The sequence below is a fragment of the Rhizobium nepotum 39/7 genome, assembly GCF_000949865.1.
GTDB lineage: Bacteria > Pseudomonadota > Alphaproteobacteria > Rhizobiales > Rhizobiaceae > Agrobacterium > Agrobacterium nepotum.
The window spans coordinates 23,936-45,879 of the sequence record NZ_JWJH01000009.1; the positions used below are offsets into that span (position 1 = coordinate 23,936).

Annotated in this window: 21 protein-coding genes, 1 pseudogene and 1 riboswitch; of the genes and pseudogenes, 9 read left to right on the forward strand and 13 right to left on the reverse strand. The window is 59.3% G+C overall.

Annotated features, from left to right (window positions below; all coding sequences use genetic code 11):
- Positions 1 to 57: 57 nt before the first annotated feature.
- The 5 genes from RS75_RS10960 to RS75_RS10980 all read right to left on the reverse strand — a co-directional run bounded on the left by RS75_RS10960 (position 58) and on the right by RS75_RS10980 (position 4,814).
- Entirely contained in the window at positions 58 to 1,386 is a 1,329-nt protein-coding gene (locus RS75_RS10960; protein ID WP_045020290.1) for an FMN-binding glutamate synthase family protein, read from the reverse strand.
- Between the two features lie 16 nt (positions 1,387 to 1,402).
- Entirely contained in the window at positions 1,403 to 2,089 is a 687-nt protein-coding gene (locus tag RS75_RS10965; RefSeq protein ID WP_045020578.1) for a GltB/FmdC/FwdC-like GXGXG domain-containing protein, read from the reverse strand.
- Positions 2,090 to 2,124: 35 nt separating this feature from the next.
- Positions 2,125 to 3,030 carry a class II glutamine amidotransferase gene (locus RS75_RS10970; RefSeq protein ID WP_045020292.1) on the reverse strand — a complete coding sequence of 302 codons (906 nt, stop codon included), beginning with the start codon at positions 3,028 to 3,030 and terminating at the stop codon, positions 2,125 to 2,127.
- 95 nt (positions 3,031 to 3,125) lie between these two features.
- Positions 3,126 to 3,791 carry a helix-turn-helix domain-containing protein gene (locus RS75_RS10975; RefSeq protein WP_045020295.1) on the reverse strand — a complete coding sequence of 222 codons (666 nt, stop codon included), beginning with the start codon at positions 3,789 to 3,791 and terminating at the stop codon, positions 3,126 to 3,128.
- Positions 3,792 to 3,839: 48 nt separating this feature from the next.
- Positions 3,840 to 4,814, reverse strand: coding sequence for a GlxA family transcriptional regulator (locus RS75_RS10980; RefSeq protein WP_045020297.1), 975 nt, complete (start codon positions 4,812 to 4,814; stop codon positions 3,840 to 3,842).
- Positions 4,815 to 4,904: 90 nt separating this feature from the next.
- Here RS75_RS10980 and RS75_RS10985 point away from each other — a divergent pair, with 90 nt between their 5' ends.
- The 4 genes from RS75_RS10985 to soxG are packed head-to-tail and all read left to right on the forward strand — an operon-like array spanning position 4,905 to position 9,941.
- Positions 4,905 to 6,155: a sarcosine oxidase subunit beta family protein gene (locus tag RS75_RS10985; protein ID WP_045020299.1), complete on the forward strand. Its 1,251-nt coding sequence runs from the start codon at positions 4,905 to 4,907 to the stop codon at positions 6,153 to 6,155.
- A gap of 24 nt (positions 6,156 to 6,179) precedes the next feature.
- The gene (locus RS75_RS10990; RefSeq protein WP_045020301.1) at positions 6,180 to 6,455 is read left to right on the forward strand and encodes a sarcosine oxidase subunit delta family protein; all 276 of its coding nucleotides are present in this window, start codon (positions 6,180 to 6,182) and stop codon (positions 6,453 to 6,455) included.
- Positions 6,452 to 9,415, forward strand: a complete 2,964-nt coding sequence (locus tag RS75_RS10995; protein ID WP_045020302.1) for a sarcosine oxidase subunit alpha — start codon at positions 6,452 to 6,454, stop codon at positions 9,413 to 9,415. Before RS75_RS10990 ends, RS75_RS10995 begins: the two co-directional genes overlap by 4 nt.
- Complete coding sequence (gene soxG, locus RS75_RS11000) at positions 9,408 to 9,941, forward strand: sarcosine oxidase subunit gamma family protein (protein ID WP_045020304.1); 534 nt, start codon at positions 9,408 to 9,410, stop codon at positions 9,939 to 9,941. The genes RS75_RS10995 and soxG overlap by 8 nt, the downstream gene beginning before the upstream one ends.
- A 220-nt stretch (positions 9,942 to 10,161) precedes the next feature.
- On the opposite strand, the gene RS75_RS11005 is transcribed toward soxG, so the two are convergent.
- Together RS75_RS11005 and RS75_RS11010 are read right to left on the reverse strand one after the other, a co-directional pair.
- Positions 10,162 to 10,764 (reverse strand): class I SAM-dependent DNA methyltransferase, encoded by a 603-nt coding sequence (locus tag RS75_RS11005; protein ID WP_045020580.1) that lies wholly within the window; start codon positions 10,762 to 10,764, stop codon positions 10,162 to 10,164.
- 245 nt (positions 10,765 to 11,009) lie between these two features.
- Entirely contained in the window at positions 11,010 to 12,389 is a 1,380-nt protein-coding gene (locus RS75_RS11010) for an enoyl ACP reductase FabMG family protein (RefSeq protein ID WP_045020306.1), read from the reverse strand.
- Between the two features lie 342 nt (positions 12,390 to 12,731).
- Here RS75_RS11010 and RS75_RS11015 point away from each other — a divergent pair, with 342 nt between their 5' ends.
- The 3 genes and pseudogenes from RS75_RS11015 to RS75_RS27075 form a co-directional block, all read left to right on the forward strand.
- Positions 12,732 to 13,040, forward strand: a complete 309-nt coding sequence (locus RS75_RS11015; protein WP_045020308.1) for a type II toxin-antitoxin system TacA family antitoxin — start codon at positions 12,732 to 12,734, stop codon at positions 13,038 to 13,040.
- 152 nt (positions 13,041 to 13,192) lie between these two features.
- Entirely contained in the window at positions 13,193 to 13,579 is a 387-nt protein-coding gene (locus RS75_RS11020; RefSeq protein WP_234704247.1) for a GNAT family N-acetyltransferase, read from the forward strand.
- Positions 13,580 to 13,643: 64 nt separating this feature from the next.
- A pseudogene (locus RS75_RS27075) lies at positions 13,644 to 13,802 on the forward strand (AraC family transcriptional regulator); the annotation flags it as partial.
- A 13-nt stretch (positions 13,803 to 13,815) separates the two neighbouring features.
- Here RS75_RS27075 and RS75_RS11025 read toward each other — a convergent pair.
- Positions 13,816 to 14,580 carry a helix-turn-helix domain-containing protein gene (locus RS75_RS11025; RefSeq protein WP_045020309.1) on the reverse strand — a complete coding sequence of 255 codons (765 nt, stop codon included), beginning with the start codon at positions 14,578 to 14,580 and terminating at the stop codon, positions 13,816 to 13,818.
- A gap of 91 nt (positions 14,581 to 14,671) precedes the next feature.
- On the opposite strand from RS75_RS11025, the gene RS75_RS11030 reads away from it, so the two are divergent.
- Positions 14,672 to 15,388, forward strand: coding sequence for a class I SAM-dependent methyltransferase (locus RS75_RS11030; RefSeq protein ID WP_045020310.1), 717 nt, complete (start codon positions 14,672 to 14,674; stop codon positions 15,386 to 15,388).
- Here the strand turns inward: RS75_RS11030 and RS75_RS27435 are convergent.
- Positions 15,290 to 16,114 (reverse strand): alpha/beta fold hydrolase, encoded by an 825-nt coding sequence (locus RS75_RS27435; protein WP_084686775.1) that lies wholly within the window; start codon positions 16,112 to 16,114, stop codon positions 15,290 to 15,292. The two genes, RS75_RS11030 and RS75_RS27435, sit on opposite strands and share 99 nt — an antisense overlap.
- Positions 16,115 to 16,272: 158 nt before the next feature.
- Positions 16,273 to 16,422, forward strand: a riboswitch (FMN riboswitch).
- A gap of 119 nt (positions 16,423 to 16,541) precedes the next feature.
- Between RS75_RS27435 and ribB the strand changes: the two genes are divergently transcribed.
- Complete coding sequence (gene ribB / locus RS75_RS11035; protein WP_045020311.1) at positions 16,542 to 17,183, forward strand: 3,4-dihydroxy-2-butanone-4-phosphate synthase; 642 nt, start codon at positions 16,542 to 16,544, stop codon at positions 17,181 to 17,183.
- A 206-nt stretch (positions 17,184 to 17,389) separates the two neighbouring features.
- On the opposite strand, the gene RS75_RS11040 is transcribed toward ribB, so the two are convergent.
- The 4 genes from RS75_RS11040 to RS75_RS11055 all read right to left on the reverse strand — a co-directional run bounded on the left by RS75_RS11040 (position 17,390) and on the right by RS75_RS11055 (position 21,829).
- Positions 17,390 to 18,178: an SDR family oxidoreductase gene (locus RS75_RS11040; protein WP_045020312.1), complete on the reverse strand. Its 789-nt coding sequence runs from the start codon at positions 18,176 to 18,178 to the stop codon at positions 17,390 to 17,392.
- 14 nt (positions 18,179 to 18,192) lie between these two features.
- A complete protein-coding gene (locus tag RS75_RS11045) occupies positions 18,193 to 19,671 on the reverse strand; it encodes a sugar ABC transporter ATP-binding protein (RefSeq protein ID WP_045020313.1) in 1,479 nt (492 codons plus the stop codon).
- Positions 19,672 to 19,791: 120 nt separating this feature from the next.
- Positions 19,792 to 20,721: a sugar ABC transporter substrate-binding protein gene (locus RS75_RS11050; protein WP_045020314.1), complete on the reverse strand. Its 930-nt coding sequence runs from the start codon at positions 20,719 to 20,721 to the stop codon at positions 19,792 to 19,794.
- A gap of 127 nt (positions 20,722 to 20,848) precedes the next feature.
- Positions 20,849 to 21,829 carry an ABC transporter permease gene (locus RS75_RS11055; protein ID WP_045020315.1) on the reverse strand — a complete coding sequence of 327 codons (981 nt, stop codon included), beginning with the start codon at positions 21,827 to 21,829 and terminating at the stop codon, positions 20,849 to 20,851.
- Positions 21,830 to 21,944 lie beyond the last annotated feature (115 nt).

Sequence of the window (21,944 nt, forward strand, 5' to 3'; positions counted from 1 at the left end):
TTCATCAAAAAAGACGGACACATCCTCCCAAATGCGTCCGTCCGTTCTTCGTGTTTTTTAAAAGCTGCCCTTCCCCGGAAACCAGTTTGTTCCCGCCAGCGGAACTTGCGCCATCGCGGCGGCCTCCATCGTCAGCGCAACCAGATCTTCCGGCTCCAGATTGTGGAGATGGTTCTTGCCGCAGGCGCGCGCGATGGTTTGCGCCTCCAGCGTCATGACCTTGAGATAGTTGGCAAGGCGGCGCCCGGCGGCGACTGGATCGAGACGCGCGGCAAGTTCCGGGTCTTGCGTTGTGATGCCGGCGGGGTCTTTGCCCTCATGCCAGTCATCATAAGCGCCGGCCGTGGTGCCGAGCTTCCGGTATTCGTCTTCCCAATGCGGATCATTGTCGCCAAGCGCCACCAGAGCCGCCGTTCCGATGGCGACCGCATCGGCACCAAGCGCCAGCGCCTTGGCGACATCCGCACCCGAACGAATGCCGCCGGAGACGATCAACTGCACCTTACGGTGCATGCCGAGATCCTGCAGCGCCTGCACGGCGGGGCGAATGCAGGCAAGCGTGGGCATGCCGACATTTTCGATGAAGACATCCTGCGTCGCCGCCGTACCGCCCTGCATGCCATCAAGCACCACCACATCGGCACCGGCCTTCACCGCCAGCGCAGTGTCGTAATAGGGGCGTGCGCCGCCAACCTTGATGTAGATCGGCTTTTCCCAATCGGTGATTTCGCGCAGTTCGAGGATCTTGATTTCCAGATCGTCCGGACCGGTCCAGTCTGGATGGCGGCAGGCGGAACGCTGATCGATGCCCTTCGGCAGGTTGCGCATATTGGCGACACGATCGGAAATCTTCTGGCCGAGCAGCATGCCTCCGCCGCCCGGTTTTGCGCCCTGGCCGACAACGACCTCAATAGCATCCGCGCGGCGCAAATCCTTCGGGTTCATGCCGTAACGCGATGGCAGATACTGGTAGACCAGTGTCTGGCTGTGGCCGCGCTCCTCATCCGTCATGCCGCCGTCGCCCGTCGTGGTGGATGTGCCGGCAATCGTCGCGCCACGGCCAAGCGCCTCCTTGGCATTGCCGGAAAGCGCGCCGAAGCTCATCCCGGCAATGGTGATCGGCGTTTTCAATGTGATCGGCTTCCTGGCGAAGCGCGTGCCGAGTGTCACGGTCGTATCGCATTTCTCGCGGTAACCTTCGAGCGGGTAACGCGAGATAGACGCACCGAGAAACAGCAGGTCATCAAAATGCGGGACCTTCCGTTTGGTGCCCGCACCGCGAATGTCATAGATGCCGGTCGCCGCCGCGCGGCGGATTTCCGCCAGCGTGTGGTCATCGAAGGTCGCGGATTTACGCGGCGGGGTGAAGGGGTTGTGATAGCTCATCGGAATATCCCTCGCCTCAATACGCGTCGGCGTTGTCGATGTTGAAATTGTAGAGCGTGCGGGCCGAACCGTAGCGTTTGAACTCGCTTGGGCTGACATCGGAGACGCCGGCTTTTTCAAGAAGTTCGGCAAGCTTCTCCAGATGTTCGGGCCGCATTTCCTTCTCGATGCAATCGGCACCCAGGCTTTTGACCGAGCCGCGCACGAAAAGCTTCGCTTCATAGAGGGAGTCACCCAGCGCATCACCCGCATCACCGCAGACAACGAGGTGGCCGGACTGGCCCATAAAAGCGGACATGTGGCCGATATTCCCCTTCACGACGATATCGATGCCCTTCATGGAAATGCCGCAACGGGAAGCGGCATTGCCCTTGATGACCAGAAGCCCGCCGCGACCGGTGGCACCTGCATATTGCGAAGCGTCACCCTCGATGACGACGGTGCCGGACATCATGTTTTCTGCAACACCTGGGCCCGCTGAACCGTGGACGGTGACGGTGCCGCCATCATTCATGCCGGCACAATAATAACCGACCGAGCCGCGAACATCGACGATGACGGAGCTGTCGATACCGACTGCGACGGCGTGGTGGCCGCGCGGATTGACGACTTCGAATTCGGTGTCGTTTGCGCCCGAGGAAAGGCCGTGGAGCGCGCTGTTGAGTTCACGCAAAGGCGTGTGGGAGAGATCGAAAACTGGCATGGATATGACTTTCGCAATATGCGCCGATGACGGTTTCACGCGGCCTTTTCATGGTCCCAGAAATAGACGGTCGCCGGCTCCGGCTCCCAGACGCGGGCATTTTCGATACCGGGCAGATTGACGAGCGCGCGGTATTCGGAGCCGAAAGCGACATATTGATCGGTCTCGGCCATCACCGCCGGCTTGCAGGCGATGGGATCACGCACCACGCCAAAGCCGGATTTCGTGCCCACGACGAAGGTGAAGAACCCGTCGAGATCATCGAGTGCACCGGTCAGCGCCTCGCCCAGATCCTTGCCCTTGGCCATCTCAGCCGTGAGATAGGCAGCGGCCACTTCCGAGTCGTTCTGGGTTTCGAAGGTCATGCCCTCGCGCACCAGTTCCCGACGTAGATTGTTGTGGTTGGAGAGCGAACCGTTGTGTACCAGGCACTGGTCGGCACCGGTGGAAAAGGGGTGCGCGCCAAGCGTCGTCACAGCCGATTCCGTTGCCATGCGAGTATGGCCGATGCCGTGGCTGCCCGCCATGGAGCGCACGCCAAAACGGGCGACGACATCTTTCGGCAGGCCGGTTTCCTTGTAGATTTCAACGCTGTCGCCGGAGCCCATCACCCGTACATTGGGACGAATGGCAGCAAGGACCGAGCGAATTTCCGTGAGCTTTTCCGATGGAATATCCAAGACCGCATGGGTGCTTTTCACCACAACCGAGGCTTCAACGCCATTTTCCTTCAGCGCTTCGGCGAGGCCCGAAAAATCAGCCGTGGGATCGGCCGACTGGATGGTCACTTTTGCCCGGCCATCGGCAGCGCCTCCATAGATCGCGATGCCAGCGGAATCCGGTCCACGATCCGTCATGGTCACGAGCATGTCCGAAAGCAGCTCACCCAGCTGCGATTCAAGGCTTTTGTCTTTCAGGAATAGTCCAACAATGCCGCACATCGACAGGCACCTCCATTCGTTTCTGAATGAAGAGCTAGCATATGGAATTCCGTTCCGTCAACTATCAGGAATATTTTTTTCTTCTAAGGCAACTTTTAATCGTTGTTCTGCCGCCGTTGCGGATAGGAAATGATCGACAGATAACGCGCGGGAAGCTTCACCAGTTCTTCCGGCCCATGCGGCGCGTCGGCATCGAAAAACAGGCTGTCGCCGGTCTGCATGGTGAAAAGCTGCTCTCCGTGGCGATAAACCACCTCGCCTTCCAGCATGTAGAGAAACTCCATTCCCTCGTGCTGGAAAGTCGGGAATACATCCGAATCTCTAGTCAGGGTGATGAGATAGGGCTCGACGGTGACGCCGCTGGTATTGTTGTCGATATGGCCAAGCAGGCTGTATTGATGGCCGGCGCGAGTGCCTCTGCGGTCGATGTTCACGCCTTGGCCCGCTTTGACGAAGGTTGCGCTGCGCGGCTCTTCGAAGCCGCGAAAGAAGGCCGTGATCGGCACGCCCAAAGCCTTTGACAGCGTCTGCAGCGTGGTGAGTGATGGGGAGATATTACCGTTTTCGATTTTCGAAAGCATGCCAACGGAAACGCCGGTGGCCGATGCGAGATCGGTGACCGTGATGCCGAGTTTCTTGCGATAGGCCCGCACTTCATGCCCTATCGCCATTTCCAGATTATTGACCCTCGGCTCGCGAACGGCATGCGGGTCCTGCGACAGGAACTGCGCTTGTTCGGTCTTGGTGGTGTCCTTTGCCATGGGTCCTCCGGCAATATCGTGTTTTCTCTTCCTTACAGGAAAACTATCTTAACTCGGAGGAAATTTTTGCCGCGCCGCATTCGGCGTGTGGCCAAAACGCGCCTTGAAGCTTCCCGAAAAATGACCAGCGCTGGAAAAGCCCGTGGCGAAGGCAACTTCCGCGATGGATAGTGGACTTTGCTCGAGCAGGCGGCGCGCGTGATCGAGGCGGATCGCACGGTAGGTTTCGAGAAACGTCGTTTTGAGATGGGTCGCGAAAAGCCGATCGAGATGCCGCGCGCTTGTCCCCGCCAGTTTCGCCATGGTTCCCCGGTCGAGCGGGCTTTCGATGGTCGTTTCCATTTTCTCCAGCACGGTCAGCAAAGCCGGGTGGTTGATGCCGTAGCGTTCCGCCAAGGAGCCGCGTTGCGGCGCGCCGGGTTCGGCGACGGCCGTGTGCAGATACCAGTCGCTGACACGTCTTGCGAAATGAGCTCCCATCCTTTGCGAAATCATCGCATGCATCATGTCCAGCGGCGCCACGCCGCCGGCGCAGGTGATGCGGTCGCCATCGAAAACAAACCGCGCCTGCCGGGGCGTGAGATGGCCAAAGGCTTCTCTTAATACCGGCGCGTGTTCCCAATGGATGGTGAAATTGCGGTTGTCCAGCAATCCGGCCGCCGCCAGCACATACGCGCCGCTGGAAATGCCCCCTATCCTCACACCCTGCCGCGCCAACCGTCGCAACGTCCCGAAAGAGCTCTCCGCAACCGCCCAGTCCTGCGGTCCGCCGCCAGCGCAGACGAAGATCGTATGGCATCGCTCGCCCGCGTCGGCGAGTGCCTCGCAGTTGACAGTTATGCCGGAAGAGCTTCCCACGGCCTCGCCATTGAGGGACAGGGGAACGACCTCGTAGAGATCGGTTCCGGCGATCAGATTGGCGGCCCGCAGCGGTTCTGCTGCCGAGGCGTAAGACATCAGCGCGAAATTCGGAACAAGGACAAAACCGATGTGCTGGACGTTTTTCTGCTCAATAGTGATCATGTCCCTTTTCTATATCAAAACGTCTCTTTCTTGCAATTCTATATTGGATGACGCAGTTAAACTCCTGCGATATCGTTCGAGGTACGCCAGATGCGTTATTCCGCTTTTTCCATTTTCATGAACGGCCTTTTCGGCAACAAGGCGTGGAAGCCTGCGTGGCGGGATGTGTCGCCGAAACCGCATTACGACATCATCATCGTTGGCGGCGGCGGGCACGGGCTGGCGACGGCCTATTACCTCGCCAAGGAATTCGGCGTCACCAATATCGCGGTGCTGGAGAAAAACTATATCGGCTCCGGCAATGTCGGCCGCAATACAACGATTATCCGCTCCAACTATCTGCTGCCGGGCAACAACCCCTTCTACGAGCTTTCGATGAAGCTGTGGGAAGGGCTGGAGCAGGATTTCAACTTCAATGCCATGGTCTCTCAGCGTGGCGTGTTGAACCTCTTCCATTCGGATGCGCAGCGCGACGCCTATACCCGGCGCGGCAACGCCATGCGACTGCACGGTGTTGATGCCGAATTGCTGGACCGCACCTCGGTAAAGGCAATGTTGCCATTTCTCGATTTCGACAATGCCCGTTTTCCCGTTCAGGGCGGCCTGCTGCAAAGGCGCGGCGGCACCGTCCGTCACGATGCTGTGGCCTGGGGTTATGCGCGCGGCGCCGATCAACGCGGCGTCGATATTATCCAGGGCTGTGAAGTGACCGGCATTCGCCGCGAAGGCGGCAAGGTCGTAGGCGTCGAAACCAGCAGGGGCTTCATAGGCTGCGGCAAGCTGGCGTTGGCGGCGGCCGGCAATTCCTCACAGGTTGCCGGCATGGCCGGGCTGAAGCTGCCGATCGAAAGCCATGTCTTGCAGGCCTTCGTTTCAGAAGGGCTGAAACCCTTCATCGACGGTGTCGTCACCTTCGGGGCGGGCCATTTTTACGTCTCGCAATCGGATAAGGGGGGCCTCGTCTTTGGTGGCGATATTGACGGTTACAATTCCTATGCCCAGCGCGGCAATCTGGCGATAGTGGAACATGTCGCCGAAGCCGGCAAGGCAATGATACCGGCGCTTTCCCGCGTCAGGGTTCTGCGCTCCTGGGGCGGCATCATGGACATGTCGATGGATGGCTCGCCGATTATCGACAAAACGCCGATCGACAATCTCTATCTGAATGCCGGCTGGTGTTACGGCGGGTTCAAGGCAACACCAGCCTCCGGCTTCTGCTTCGCCCATCTTCTCGCACGTGGCACGCCGCAGGAAACGGCAGCGGCCTTCCGGCTGGACCGTTTCCGGCGCGGTTATCTTATCGATGAAAAGGGCCAGGGCGCCCAGCCCAACCTTCACTAATCCGGCGGACCAAGGACATCTGAAATGGCTAGTCTCGTGCCCTGCCCGCATTGCGGGCCAAGACCCAGGGAAGAATTCACCATCAAGGGCGCGGCCCTTCAGCGACCGACGGCAGATGCCGACGCCGCGGAATGGTTCGATTATGTCTATCTGCGCGACAATCCGCGCGGAGCCTATGAGGAATATTGGCATCACACATCCGGTTGTCGCCGCTGGCTGGTCGTCACGCGCGACACGGTCACCCACGAGATATCCACATGCCGCGACGCAGCCGGGAAAAAGGAAGTGACAGGCGCATGACGTCCAACCGCTTGAAAACCGGCGGCCTGATCGACCGCTCGCAACCGCTTTCCTTCAGCTTCGACGGCAAGCCGATGGTGGGTTTTAAGGGCGACAGCCTCGCCTCTGCCCTGCTCGCCAATGGCCAGAAACTCGTCGGCCGCAGTTTCAAATACCATCGCCCGCGCGGCATATTGACGGCGGGCGCAGCAGAGCCGAACGCCTTGGTGACCATTGGCAGCGGCGGCCGCACGGAGCCGAATACCCGCGCCACCATGCAGGAGCTTTATGCCGGGCTGGAGGCGAAAAGCCAGAACCGCTGGCCATCCCTCGATTTCGATATCGGCGCGCTGACCGGTCTCCTCTCGCCCTTCCTCGGCGCGGGTTTTTACTACAAGACCTTCATGTGGCCCGCCGCCTTCTGGGAAAAGATCTATGAGCCTTTCATCCGCAAGGCGGCCGGCCTCGGCAAGGCAAGCTATGAGGCAGACCCGGACACCTATGACAAATGCTGGGCGCACTGCGATCTGCTGGTGATCGGTTCGGGCGCGGCAGGCCTTGCCGCAGCCCTTACCGCAGGACGCAGCGGGGCGCGCGTCATCATTCTCGATGAACATTCCGTCGCGGGTGGTGGGCTTTTGTCCGAGACCGCGACCATCGACGGCAAGATCGCTGCGGATTTCGCCGCGCAATGCATTGCCGAACTTGAAGCCCTGCCGAATGTGACTGTGCTTACGCGCACCACAGCCTTTGGCTGGTACGACGGCAATGTCTTTGGTGCCGTGGAGCGGGTGCAGAAACACCTGCCCGACCCGCAAGCTCATATGCCGGTGGAGCGCCTGTGGCGCATCGTCGCCAAGCGGGCGCTGCTTGCCACGGGCGCAGAAGAGCGGCCGCTGGTCTTCGGCGGCAACGACATTCCGGGTGTGATGATGGCAAGCGCCATGCGCAGCTATCTCAACCGCTACGCCATAAGCCCCGGCAAGGCGACGGCAATCTTCACCACCAATGACAGCGGTTACGCTCTGGCCCGCGACCTGGAAGCAAAGGGCGTTAATCTGTCCGCCATCATCGACAGCCGTGAGCAGGGTAATCTCAGCTACAACGGCAAAGCCCGTATCATCACGGGAGCCGTCGTTTCAAATGCGAGGGGCGGCAAGGCGCTTTCCGCTATCGAGATTTATTCGAATGGCCGCAGGGAGAGCCTTGATGTCGATGCGCTGGCAATGTCGGGCGGCTTCAGCCCCATTATCCATCTCGCCTGCCACCGCGGTGGCAGACCCGTCTGGTCGGAAGACGAGGCCGCTTTCCTTGCACCCGGCAATCTCAACGGGCTCGAACTCGCCGGCGCTGTTTCCGTTGTAAACGGCATCGCCGCCTGCCTTGAGGACGGCGCGAAAAAGGGAGCGGCACTCGTACAGAATCTCGGCTTTTCCGCGACCCCAGCCATATTCGGCGTGGTGGAAGACAATATCGTGGCCTCGCCGGCAAAGCCGCTCTGGTCAATCCCCGGCATCAAGGCGAAAGCCTTTGTCGATTACCAGAACGATGTTCATCGCAAGGATCTCGGCCTCGCCGTCAGCGAAGGTTACGGCCATGTCGAACTTGCCAAGCGTTACACGACGAACGGCATGGCGACGGATCAGGGCAAGCTGTCGAACGTCAATGCCATCGGGCTTCTGGCCGAGGCGCGCGGCGTTTCACCGGCGGATGTGGGCACCACCACCTTCCGGCCCTTTTATACGCCCGTCTCTTTCGGCGCACTGACCGGGGCCTATCACGGTCATCATTTCCAGCCGGTGCGCAAATCGCCGCTGCACGGCTGGGCGGAAAAAAACGGTGCAATCTTTGTCGAAACCGGACTCTGGTACCGCTCCTCCTGGTTTCCTCGCAAAGGTGAAAGCGGCTGGCGGGAAAGTGTCGATCGCGAGGTTCTGAACGTGCGCAAAAATGCCGGACTCTGCGACGTATCGATGCTCGGCAAGATCGAGATTTGCGGTAACGACGCCGCCGAATTCCTTAATCGGGTCTATTGCAACGCTTTTCTCAAGCTGCCGGTCGGCAAGGCTAGATACGGCCTGATGCTGCGCGAAGACGGCATGATCTATGACGACGGCACCACCAGCCGGCTGGAGGAAAACCGCTTCTTCATGACGACCACCACGGCCTATGCGGCGGGTGTCATGAACCACCTGGAATTCTGCGCGCAGGCGCTCTGGCCGGACCTCGACGTGCGCCTTGCCTCCGTCACCGACCACTGGGCGCAGATGGCGATCGCCGGTCCCAAGGCACGCACCATCCTCCAGAAGGTCGTTGACGAGGATATCTCCGACGATGCCTTTCCCTTCCTTGCGGTCCGGGATATCTCGCTCTTCGGCGGGCAACTGCATGGTCGCCTGTTCCGGATTTCCTTCTCCGGCGAACTGGCTTACGAGATCGCCGTTCCCGCCGGTTATGGCGAAAGCGTTGCAGATGCGCTGATGGAAGCAGGCAAATCCGAGAACATCATGCCCTATGGCGTCGAGGCGCTTGGCGTGCTGCGCATCGAAAAGGGCCATGTCACCCATAACGAGATCAACGGCACCGTGGTGCCCGCCGATCTAGGCTTTGGCAAAATGGTCTCCACCACGAAAGCGGATTTCATCGGCCGGCGAATGCTGGAACGCGAAGGGCTTTCCGCGAGCGACCGGCCAGGCCTCGTCGGTGTGATGCCGCTTGATCCCAACCAGTCCTTCCGCACCGGCTCGCACATTCTCTCAGGGGATGATGCGGCGACGCTGGAGAACGATCAGGGCTATGTGACCTCAAGCGCGTTTTCCCCGCATCTCGGCTCAACCATCGGTCTCGCACTCGTCAAGAACGGCGCACGCAGACACGGCGAGGAAGTCATTGTCTGGAACGGCCTGCGCAACGAATTCACCGCCGCCCGCCTTTGTCACCCGGTTTTCTTCGACCCTGAGAACGAGAAGCTTCATGTCTGATTTCAAATCTGATTTCCGGCCGACACTCCGCCCGGTACTTGGCACGAAGGAGGAGATTTCCTCCGCCGCTGTCAAACTCTCACCCATGCCGGAGGGCGCAATCATCCATGTTCTGGCTGCGCCAGACGCCTCGGATATCGAGACCCGTCTCCGCAGCCTTGCAAAAGGCGATGTGCGCGCCGTCTCTCCCGATCAATGGTTCATCGTTGGCGAGCCCTTGTCTCACGCGGAGATGAAGGCACTTTTTGCCACCCTTGAGCCGCAGGCAACGGGTGTCGACCAGAGTCAGGGGCGCGTGCGCATCCGCATCGAAGGCAAGATGGTCGAACGGGTGCTTGCGAAGGGCACGGCGGTAGATCTTTCCCTCACCGCTTTTCCGGTGGGACATTCCGCCACAACGCTGATCGGCCACATCGCCGCCCACCTCACCCGCCTTGACGCGCAGGTCTTCGAAGTCATCGTGCTGCGCGGTTTTGCGGAGAGTATGTGGGACGACCTTGTCCGCATGAGCCTCGAGTTCAATTGAGGCACGTTGTTTTTAGGGATGCCCCGAGACAAAAGTCCCTTTGCCTCCGTTCAAGACCATGCTGGAGAAGGTCTAGGAGGTTGGGCGCAGGCCACGCCTAGATAAGATTGGTGGGCAAGTGCCGCTTCGTCAAGCCGCAGCAAAATGTCAAGGTTTGTCCGGCATGTTAGCCAGACTTTCGCGACGGTCAGAATTCAGGATTTCCGCGATACCCTCACCGCTACCGCTGACGCGCCAACCAGACCGTGTGCCCGCCACAGTCAGGGTCTTCCGCAACATGAGCCACAACATCAAAGCCATTCTGGTCGAGCAGCAGGCGGTATTCGTCGGGGTCGAGGCTGGCATGATAGAGGGGCTCCCCTTCCAACGTGCCGATAGCTTCGTCGAAGTTGGGACCGCTCGTGAACAGTAATGGTGCTTCCGGTTCGACATGGTCGCGGAAGATGGGGAACATCATGCGCTGATCGTGAGGCGCAAGGTGAAAGAAGCTGTCCCAAGCGATAAGCCCGCCATATCTCCGATCCAGTTTCAGCGAGCGCATATCCGCCACTTCCGCTGTCTCGCCGGGCAGATTGGCTCGAAATAGGGCGATCATCTCGGGCGAACCGTCCACACCGGTAACCGGATGACCTCTGCCAGTAAGGTAACGAGCGATAGGCTCGCCCGATCCGCATCCAATGTCGAGCACCGTCGCCCCTTGCCGCACCATGCCGGAAAACCGCTCGATCCACGCGCGCTCCGACAGCACCGTACCGCGCACGGTTGTCCATACGACAGCATGGCGACGATAAAGGTCTATGATGCGGGCAGCTGCATCGATCATGGTCTTACTGTCGATTTCCTGTCTCCGGTGTCGCAAATACCCCAAGTTTTGCATCGGTTTTGCGCCTGATATTTGCGGCAGCCAACAATAAAGAGTTTCGCGACGAGCGAAAGCCCCGCTCAGAGCGGCTGCTTTCGGGATGCGTAACTGGCAGATTGATCGACTGATTTGACGGCGCATTCCTGTTGCAAGATTCGTCGTTTCATAGCCAAAACACCCAGCTTCCAGGCTAAGCTGGGAAGCCTTCACGTCATCTCAAGGTGCGAGGATTCCATTCCCTGCGCGACAAGCGGCGCGGGAGACTTCGAGCGCGGGTGGGAAGCGTTAAGTCGCCGAGCCACGATATCGTGGTTGAGCCACAGGACGGGACCGGAGGGTTCGGAAGATTCGCCGAAAATCAGCTGCCCGGTTGCCTTCACAACGAGACCGCTCAGGAGGTCGCTGATCATCAACTTGTTATTCCGATGCATCTGGGTGATCTCGTTGGACGTGCCGATGGTCAAATCGGCCTGTGCCTGGCTGTTCGCCATGGGCCAAGCCGAAAAGTCATAGAACGGACGCATGACCTCGCTGGCCTGCATGTCGGTAATCTTCCGGAAAACATCGTTCATGGTTAAGCCGTCGGCCAGAAGCTGCTGGCAGGCCTGCCATTGTTCGTCTGCCCACTGGCCACCGTTTTCTTTCTTCAACGCAAGCAGCAGCGGTATCAGGGGCAGTTCGATACCCGTGAACACATCAGACGAATTGGTCCGGATTTCGGGACAGTTATAGACAGTTGCCTTGATCCCTGTCGCCCAGGCTTCCTCTGCAATGCCTTCGAGCCGCATCTTCGCGTAACCCTGGGTGTAGTTGGTGTAGGTCTGCCAACGATAGCTTCCGTCAATGAGGACCGCCGATCCGTGGTAACCATAGGCCGTATATCTCACTAGACCGCCCGAGGCTTCCACGCGCTCGCGGATCGCCGCGCTGAAATCAATGAGATGACGAAAGGTGTTTGCGGAGACGTCGTCAAAATTCTGCAGGATGAGTTTTCCCAGGTCACTGTCGAGCAAGGTCTGCGACGACATGTGGCGGGTTCCTGTCCCCTTGTAGATTCGATTGGCGACGACCAGGAATACCTTCGCCTTCGGGATGCCCCCGGCCATTGTGTGGGCGAAGAAAACATTGCGGCCAGCGGCGATCATTCCGTCGAGAACGGCCATGACTTTTGAAAGCGACTCCGTAAAACGTGCCGTGGCGATGTCGCGGCATTGCTCGACATAGTCCCAGTCGAGCTTGTCGTGTTCCCAGCTCTCAAGCGTCATCTTTGCCAGGAGATCGGTGGGCGTTGGGCCGCCTGCGGGCGCATCGAGATCGAAACCCGCCATAAGAGGTATGTTGATGATCCGGCCGCCCAGCTGGGCCTCCGCCGAAGACAGTTCCTCGGCGTCGAGCGGCCGCAGTGCGTTGTTCTCGTCGCGCCGCCCGACGGTGATCCCCACAATCTCCATTCCAGCCCTTCTTGCTTCGTCGAGCAAGCCGGTGGCGTATCCGCGGCCGAACAGTTCGCCGAAGAGTACGAAAACATCGCCTTCACGAAAGACCGTGTTCTCGGAAAGACTATTCAGTGCAACCGGGTTTTCCATGCTGTCAGCTCTTTGGTTCGTGTGTCGTCGAGCAATGGCTCATACGAACTTTCACAAAGACATGACCGCACAAGCACGGAATGGGAACTCATTTTCGGTGACCGTTCATTTCAAAACGTGAAGTCGGTCTCTGTTGAGCGCCACGCACGCCTCCAGCGTGAGCGAACTGCAAGGGAATTTCCCCTCCCCCTATTTTCTCCATTTCCTGCATTCGTTTCAGAAACGGTCATGAACTAAGCGGCTCTTGAACCGAACCCAACTTTGAGCATGGGCGCGCTATGGCGTGGGGCATAGTTTGACGTACAGCCATACAAGAAAATACAGAACAAAGAGGAGGCGACCATGCTTACGTTTAAAGACGTCACCGCCGAAATCGATGAGCCCAATACCGCACGGATGAATTTCCGAACCAAGGAACGTATCAAGAATGCGATCCATAGAGCTGCGGCTTTGTCCGGCGTCGATGATTCTGCGTTCACAATCAACGCCGCCTATCAATCGGCCATCGAGACGATCGCGGCGCATGAGACGACAACCCTGAAGCCTGTCGATCACCAGTCGTTTTTTGATGCGCTTGACAACCCTCCGGCCCCGACAGAGCGACTGAAGGCAGCATTCTACCGCCACGGCGAAACTGTCGTTTCGAAGTAATGACGGACCACGGTGCGCGGCATATCATCGAGCTGCTCGATTCAGACAAACATGATCGGGTGGCTTTTTCCTATGGCATTGCCTAGGTCGATAATTTCCTCAAGAGGACAGCCAGCAAGCTGTCCAAGGCTGACAATCTGTGCGTTTATGTAATGACCGAAGACGGCAAGTCTATCATTGGGTTCTACGCCATCAACAGCCACTCGATCAACTACCGGGATCTTCCCGAAAAATATGCGCGCAACCGGCCAGGCCATGGAAACATACCCGCCGCTTACATCTCCACGATCGGACGCGATGAACGTCATAAGGGTGGCGGCTACGGCGATGATCTCCTGGCACATTGCCTCAAACGCATCGTGGCCGTCGCGGACCAGATCGGGATAGCAGTCGTGATCCTCGACGTACTCGATTGCGGCAATGTCGAAAAAACCAGACCTCGCACCGCGTTATACGCCGGCTATGGGTTTCAGCCGCTGCCATCAATGCCACTGCGGATGTTCCTGTCTGTGGCAACAATCAGGAACCTTTTTGAGTGAACTCGGGAAAATGGGCCAACAAACCTTGGCCCACTGAAAACAAGGTCTTTTCAGGCCGCCGGGTCTGTCGCGTATGCCAGTAGAAAATCTGCATCTGCCCCTTACAGATGAACCTCGGCCTGGACGCATCGCAGCGGCATTGGTCGATGATCCTTCCGATCGAAGCGCCATGGCCGATTGGGCGGTGCGAGTGACCCAAAGGCCAGACGCCCTGTTGAGAATTGAGATCTTCTGCCTTAGGGCTGGTGTTTGCTCCGGATCGGGGGCGAGCCGAATTTGCGGGAATAGGCGCGGGAAAACGCGGCGGCGCTGCCGAAGCCTACCCCCGCGGCGACCGATTTGACACTCCGTCCGGCGCGCAGTTCGGCTCGTCCGAGCGCCAGGCGCCAGCCATTGAGGTAGGCGATAGGCGACTGGGCAACCGTTTGCGTGAAGGTAGAAATGAACTGTCCGCGCGACATATCCGCTATGGCAGCAAGGTCTGCAATCTGCCAATTTCGCGCCGGATTGTCATGTATGGCGACAAGGCTGGGATGCAGTCTGGGATGCGCAAGGCCCGCCAGTAATCCGGCATCGACCGTCCCGATCGCTATCGCCTTGCGGACCGCAAGCACAACGATGATCTCGCATAACCGCGCCTCGATCGTGCCACCACCACAGCGGGCGACCTCGACTTCGGCCACCATCAGTTCGCACAAGCCGCGCAATTGCGGTTCGTTGGCCAGTGAAAAGCACAACTCGTCGGGCAGCGCACCGATCAACGGATTGGCACTGCCGCCAAAATCCACTGTTGCTCCAGCGCGTATAGCTGCGCCATCCGGCAGCGAGGCCGTGGATCGGGCGCGGTAGAGCAGATGGGTCGGTTCGCCTGCACCATGGGCATCTATGATGAGGAGGTTCGCAGCTTCAGCAAAATCGCAACGTGAGGCGCCAAGATGAAAGGCTTTCAGGAAAGCCGTCAGCCGATCATGTTTTCGCCCGGCATCTGAACTTTCAGTCATGTATTTCTTCCCTTTCCTGATCCTGAATCCTGTATCCTGTATCCTCCCGGAACGAAGCACGCCAGCCCGCCGAAAACGGACAAGAGACAGCATGACACAGGATTCCGCAGCCAAATTCGACGCCTCCCGCGCCAGCGAATACGCACGACAGAGCCGGATCGCGCTGGCCGGATATGATGCCTGCCACGAGCTTTCAGCCTGCATGCTGTCGGCAGCTTTGGGTGAAGGAAAGGCGGCACGGGTTCTGGTCGTCGGGGCCGGCGGCACGGCGGGCGAAATCATCGCCGCCGCACGGCTGGAGCCGCAATGGTCCTTTGTCGCCGTCGATCCTTCATCACCGATGCTTGACCTTGCACGCGAACATCTGGTCAGGGCCGAAGTGTCTGACCAGGTGGAGACGGTTCTCGGAGCCGTCGTCGATCTGGATACAGCTCCATCGTTTGACGCAGCAATCATGATTGGCGTGCTGCACCATTTGCCGGGGAACGCCGCGAAACAGGATGTTCTGGCGCAGATTGCAACGCGGCTGTATCCGGAAGCGCCCTTGATTGTCGCGGGGAATTACCGGGATTACGCATCGCAGCCCCTGCTCATGGCAGCCTGGGCAGCACGCTGGCGTATGAATGGCGCCAGCCCCGAAGAGGTCCAGGCGAAAATGGGCAAGATACTGCAGGGTGCGGAACCACCCCGATCGGAAGACGAAGTCATCTCACTGCTGGCCGGCGCGGGTTTCAACGAACCACTTCGGTTCTTCGCAAGCCTGTTTTGGGGGGCATGGCTGGCCCGACGCATTGATAACGCAAAATGAGTGCCACAATTCGCTCCTAGCTCCGGTTGCCGACAGTTTGGATCGGGTTGGCACAGAGATCGTCCGGATTTCGTCTTCAGTTACGCCAGGTCCGCTCATGGTGATTGCTGTTAGCAAGACAGACGTTACCGGTATGGGCAAGCGAGTGAAAAATCCGCGGGCTGCCGATAGGTTGTCTGGACTTTGTTCAGCGAGACCTCTCGCAACCGCCGACGCCTCAAATCGACTTAGAGCGTCTTGAGGATCGGATTGTGAGAGCAATTGCCCCACAAAAAGGTTTGGATATGCGCTCTTCGGCGCTTCGTTGGTTAACCACGCAGGGCGGGCTACGATCAGCGCTCTTATGATATGCGGCCAACGTATCGCCATTTGAAGAGATATCGCGGCCCCCATAGAGATGCCGCCAATAACGGGTCGGCTCAAGTGTTGTATATATCCAGCCACGTCGTCAGCGAACATAGGGATTGATAGATCGTGAAGCGGATCAGCCTCGGATTGCCCATGTCCCCGACATTCGACCATCAAGCACCGATATCCAGTGTCTTCAGGGAAGACTTGGATAAGCTGGTCTGCGTCTCCGCACAGGCCGTGTTGAAATACGAACGGCTTTCCCTCTCCATGCTCAGAAACGGAAAGAGAAACTCCATGGCTTTTAAATATCGACCTTAGTTTCTCTCGCCTTGAACAGATACGAACCGCCGATCTGGCATCGAGGAAAATCGCCAAATTTCCCGAATGAGATCAGAAAACTTGTTCAGCTCGCGCCTCCACAACAGCGCAAAATTCAAATACCCGTAGGCGGGATTTGAGATATTCTTTCTACTCCTCCCCGATTTGGCAGACCATTGCCGCTTGCTTCCCTCCCATGTGATAATTTATGTTGGCAATGTTCTCAGGGCGGGGTGCAATTCCCCACCGGCGGTATCGGGAGTTTCCCGGAGCCCGCGAGCGCTTTCGGTCTCCACAGCCGAAAGGTCAGCAGATCCGGTGAGAGGCCGGAGCCGACGGTATAGTCCGGATGGAAGAGGACAAGGCATAGGACACCCGCGTTTCGCGGGCTTCGCAGTGCATTGTTCGCCCAAGGGATATTTGGCGCTTCTTGAAGCGCGAAAATGCCGCAAAACGGCATAACCCTTGAAAGGCCAGAAAGAAAATGACCATTGCTAAAATTGAAGACGCGATCGCAGCCATATCCCGTGGCGAGATGGTGATCGTCGTTGACGACGAGGATCGCGAAAACGAAGGCGATATCATCGCCGCCTCCGACAGCATCACACCGCAGCAGATCGCCTTCATGATGAACCATGCGCGCGGGCTGATCTGTGTCGCCATGCCGGGCGAGCGTCTGGACGCACTCGACATTCCGCTGATGGTGTCGCGCAATACCGAATCCCTCAAGACGGCCTTCACCGTCTCCGTGGACTATATTCCCGGCACGACCACCGGCATTTCGGCGGCGGACCGGGCAAAGACGGTGCGTGCGCTGGTGTCGGAGGGCTCGCGCCCGGAAGACTTCGCCCGTCCCGGCCATATCTTCCCGCTACGCGCCAATCCTGAGGGTGTGCTTGGCCGCACCGGCCACACCGAAGCGGCTGTCGATCTGTGCCGTCTTGCCGGGAAGTTCCCCTGCGGCACTATCTGCGAGATTGCCAATGACGACGGCACCATGGCCCGGCTGCCCCAGCTCGAAGTCTTCGCCGAACGCCACGGCCTGCTCATCGTGACAATCAAGGACCTCGTCTCCTACCGGAAGGGCGAGATTGTGGAAGAAGTGGCGCAGAAGCAGGTCGCCTGATCTTTTGCGGATACGAAAAGCGCTCGGTGCAAGCCGGGCGTAAGCCACAAACTCGACCTTATCATCCGGCTTGACCCGAAGACCCACAATGCGGGGCGACCATGGATCCTCGGATCAAGTACGAGGATGGTGAAACGCTGGCTGATCCCGAGCGTTTGGTCGATCCAACAATAAATCTCGACGCTCCCGCGCCTGAACCGCAAACCCTACCAGCAGCAGAAACCACCGTCGACCAACAGGTCGACGCCCGTCACGAAGCTCGCTGCATCGGATAGCAGGAAGATCGCCGGGCCGACCATCTCGTCGACACCCGCCATACGCTGCATCGGTGTCTGCTCTTCGAAGAGCTTGGTCTGGTGCACCATTTCCGGCCGCGTATTCATCGGCGTCGCCGTATAACCCGGCGAGATGGTGTTGACGCGGATACCACGGCCTACCCATTCCATCGCCATGGATTTGGACATGTGGATGACGCCCGCCTTCGACGCATTGTAATGGCACTGCATCAGACCGCGATTGACGATGACACCGGACATGGAGGCAATGTTGACGATCGCGCCACGTCCGTTTTTCAACATGGCGTTGGCTTCCGCCTGGCACGACAGGAAAACGCCCTTCAGGTTGATGTCCATCATCGTCTGGAACTGGCTTTCCTCCATCTCCTCCGCCGGATTTGCATTGGCAATGCCGGCCGCATTGACGGCGAGAGAAAGCGCTCCCAGCTCGGCCTCAGTGCGGGCAACCGCGTCGGTCAACGCCTGCTTGCTGGTAACGTCGGCAGCGATCAGGATCGACTTGCGCCCGGCCCTGGCAATGAGGTCGGCCGTCTGCGCCAGACCGTCATCGGTGCGACGGTCGAGAAGCGCGACGTCGGCGCCGGACTGGGCAAGCCCCATGGCGATCCGCTGGCCGATGCCGGAGCCGGCGCCGGTGACGAGCGCCACCTGGCCGGAGAGATCGAACAGTTTCGGCGCGTTGAGCGTGATGGTGGACATCGATATTTCCTTCTTCAGATGGTTGCCAGTTCCATGACCGACACGTCGTTTGCTTCGTCGCGGTTGAGGATGCCGGCCTGTTTTCCCTGTGCAAGTACGAGGATACGATTGGAGACGCCCAGTACCTCCTCGAGATCGGAACTGACGACGATGACGGCCACGCCGTCTTTCGCCAGACCGACAATGATATCGTAGATGCCAGCCCGCGCGCCGACATCGATGCCGCGCGTCGGCTCGTCCAGCACCACCACCTGCGGGTTGCGGGCAAGCCATTTGGCGATGACCACCTTTTGCTGGTTGCCGCCGGAAAGGTCGGATGCGGCCTGTTCGCTGCGGCCCTTCACCCCGAATCTGGCGATTGCCTCCCTTGTGAAAGCGCGCTTGATGCCGGGTGTGATCCAGCCTGTGCCGAGACGGTCGAGATTGGCGTAGATCAGGTTTTCACCGATCTCGTGCTCCACCACCAGCCCCTGCAGCTTGCGGTCTTCCGGCACCATGACGATGCCTTTCGCGATGGCGTCCGCCGGGCTTTTCAGCGTCAGCATCTTGCCGTCGAGCAGAATCTCACCAGCGCTCGTTGGGTCGGCGCCTGCGATCGCGCGCACCAGTTCGGTTCGGCCGGCGCCGATCAGACCGGCAATGCCGAGGATTTCACCGGCACGGACGCCGAAGCTGATGTCTCGGAAAGAATTGCCCGTGCCAGTCAGCCCCTTGACCTCAAGCACCGTTTTTTCCTGTGGTTCGGGCAATGCCGGGAACAGGCGCTCCAGCGAGCGGCCGACCATGCTTTCGACGATGGTGCGTACCGGCGTCGCGCTGTCGGCAAATTCATGCACGCGCTCGCCGTCGCGCAGCACGACGATGCGGTCAGTGATCTGCCTGATTTCTTCCATACGGTGGGAAATATAGACGATGCCCACGCCCTCGGCGCGCAGTTTGCGCACCTGCTCGAACAGCGCCTGCGTTTCCGCGCCACCCAATGCCGCAGTCGGCTCATCGAGGATAAGAAGCTTCGCGTCCAGCGCCAGCGCCTTGGCGATCTCAATCAGCTGCTGGTTCGCAGTTGAAAGGCCCGCCACCTTCCGGGTGGCGGGAATATGCAGGTTGAGCCGCGCCAGTTGCTGCTGGGCCCTTCGCACCATCTCGGCGCGGTCGACAACGCCGTTTTTCATCAGCCAGCGACCGATGAACACGTTTTCGGCGATGGAAAGCTCCGGTAAAAGCTTCAGTTCCTGATGGATGAGCACGATGCCCTTGTCGATCGCCTCGCGCGGAGATGTCGGTGCATAAGGTTGACCAAGCCATGTCATCCGGCCTTCGGACGGCTCGCGGGAACCGGCGATGATGCCGGAAAGCGTGGATTTGCCCGCACCGTTCTCGCCTAGCAACGCCACCACCTCGCCTGGATAGACGTCGAGATCGACGTTTTTCAAAACCTCGAGCGGACCGTAACGTTTGCTGATGCCACGGAGCGAAAGAACCGGCTCGCGCATGACGGGACCTCCTGGGAAGCAGTCGCAGCGGACATAGGCCACGACTTTGCGTCCGAAATTGCGTAAAGATAAATCAGGAAAGACCCCCGCGCCTCCGGGCGGAGGCGCGGGGGCATCGGATTACGGATGGTTGGCGATAAAGCCTGCGACATTTTCCTTGGTCGTCAGCGTCGCATCGCTCAGCTGCACGGCCGGAACCTTCTCGCCTCCAACAATCTTGACAGCCATCTCGACAGCCGTGCGGCCCATCTTCTGGGTCTGCTGCGTCGCGGTCACGTCGAAGACGCCGTTCTTGAGTGCTTCAAGGGCCGCCGTATCGCCATCGAAGCCGCCGACGACGATCTTCTGCGAGGGGTTGGCGACCTTGATCGCCTGGGCCGCGCCAAGCGCCAGACCATCGGCCTGCGCGAAGACGATGGAGACATCGGGATTGGCCTGCAGCATGTTCTGCATGATCTGGAAGCCTTCGTCCTGGCTCCACATGCTGGACCATTGTTCAGCGACGATCTTCACGCCCGAATTGGCCTTGACCGATTCCATGCAGCCCTTGGTGCGATCGACTTCCGGCGTCGTACCCTTCTGGCCATGGATGATAACCATCTTGCCCGCGCCGCCTGCCTGCTTGATGATGTAGTCGCACACCGATCTGGCCGATGCGACGGAATCGGTAGCGAGGAAGGTGTCGCCAGGCGCGCCGTCGGCATTGCGGTCGATGTTGATGACCGGCACGCCGGCGGCCTTGGCAAGCTTCACCGGAACCGTCGCAGCAGCAGCCCCGGCCGGGATATAAATCAGCGCGTCGATGTTCTGGGTCAGCAGATCCTGAATCTGGTTGACCTGGGTCGGGCCGTCGCCCTTGGCGTCGACGGTGACGACGGCAATGCCGCGCGTCTTGGCTTCGGCTTCGACGGCCTGCTTGATCTGATTGAAGAAGTTCGCCTGCAGATTGGCGACGGCGAGACCGATCTTCTTGACTTCGGCGGCGTTGGCCGAGCCGAGCGACATGGCGAGAAGGGCGGCGGATGTCAGCAGAATGCGCGAAAGTTTCATGATTATTCCTCCATTTGTTGATTTTTGACCTTCGGGCAGACCTCCTCCCCTCCGGCCATTTTCCACGCCTCCCGTGTCGGGAGGATCGTTTATTGCGCGGGCGGCGGATCGCCGTCCGCAGGCAAACTCAGCTTCTGCGGCGACGCAGCGTTTCGGCGCCCACGGCCAGCACGATGACCACACCGATGATGACCTGCTGCAGAAAGGGAGAGACGTTCAGGAGATTGAGGCCGTTACGCAGTACGCCGATGATCAGCACGCCGATCAGGGTTCCGCCGATGCCACCCGCACCGCCCGAGAGCGATGTCCCGCCAATCACGACGGCCGCAATCGTATCCAGCTCGTAACCGAAGCCGCTCGACGGCTGCACCGAGTCGAGACGCGCCGCCAGCACGATGCCGGCCAGGCCCGCAAGAACCGCGCAGGCGACGTAAACACATATCGTGACCAGCGGCACGTTGATGCCGGCGAGACGCGAAACCTCCGGGTTACCGCCAACGGCATAGACCGTACGGCCTTCCGAACGGAACCGCAGGAACGCCCAGGAAATCACCACGACGACCAGCATCAGAAGCACTGTGGCCGTCAGGACGCCGAAATGGCGGTCGATCGCCAGCATCATGAACCAGTCGGGAAAACCGACGATCTGCTGGCCGTCGGTGATCATATTGGCAAGGCCGCGCGCCACCGACATCATGGCAAGCGTGGCGATAAAGGCCGGCACCCGGAAGGCGGTGACGAGAATGCCGACGACGAGGCCACAGGCCGCCGAAGCGACGAGCGCCAGCGCAATCGCCATGCCCATAGGCATCCCGGCAACGTTGGCCGTCCAGCCCATGATCATCATCGAAAGCGCCAGAACCGAGCCGACAGACAGATCGATGCCGCCGAGCAGGATCACAAAGGTCATGCCGACGGCCATGATGCCGAGAACGGTAATCTGGTCGAGAATGTTCAGCCCGTTCCTGAGTGACAGGAAGTTTTCGCTGGCGAAGGTCAAAAACACGCACAGCAGCATCAGGCCCAAAAGAGGCCCTGTCGCGCCGCTCAGCCAGGCAAGCGGGCTCCTGGCGTGATTGACCCCCTCATTGCGTTCTAGCGCGGACATGGCTCCTCCCGATGACTGTCTTGCATTTTTTAAACCGATTAGAATAATTATTCATCATCGGTGAAACATGCATAGTCCACCTGAGAGAAGCTTGTCAATAGGGGCGTTTATGGTG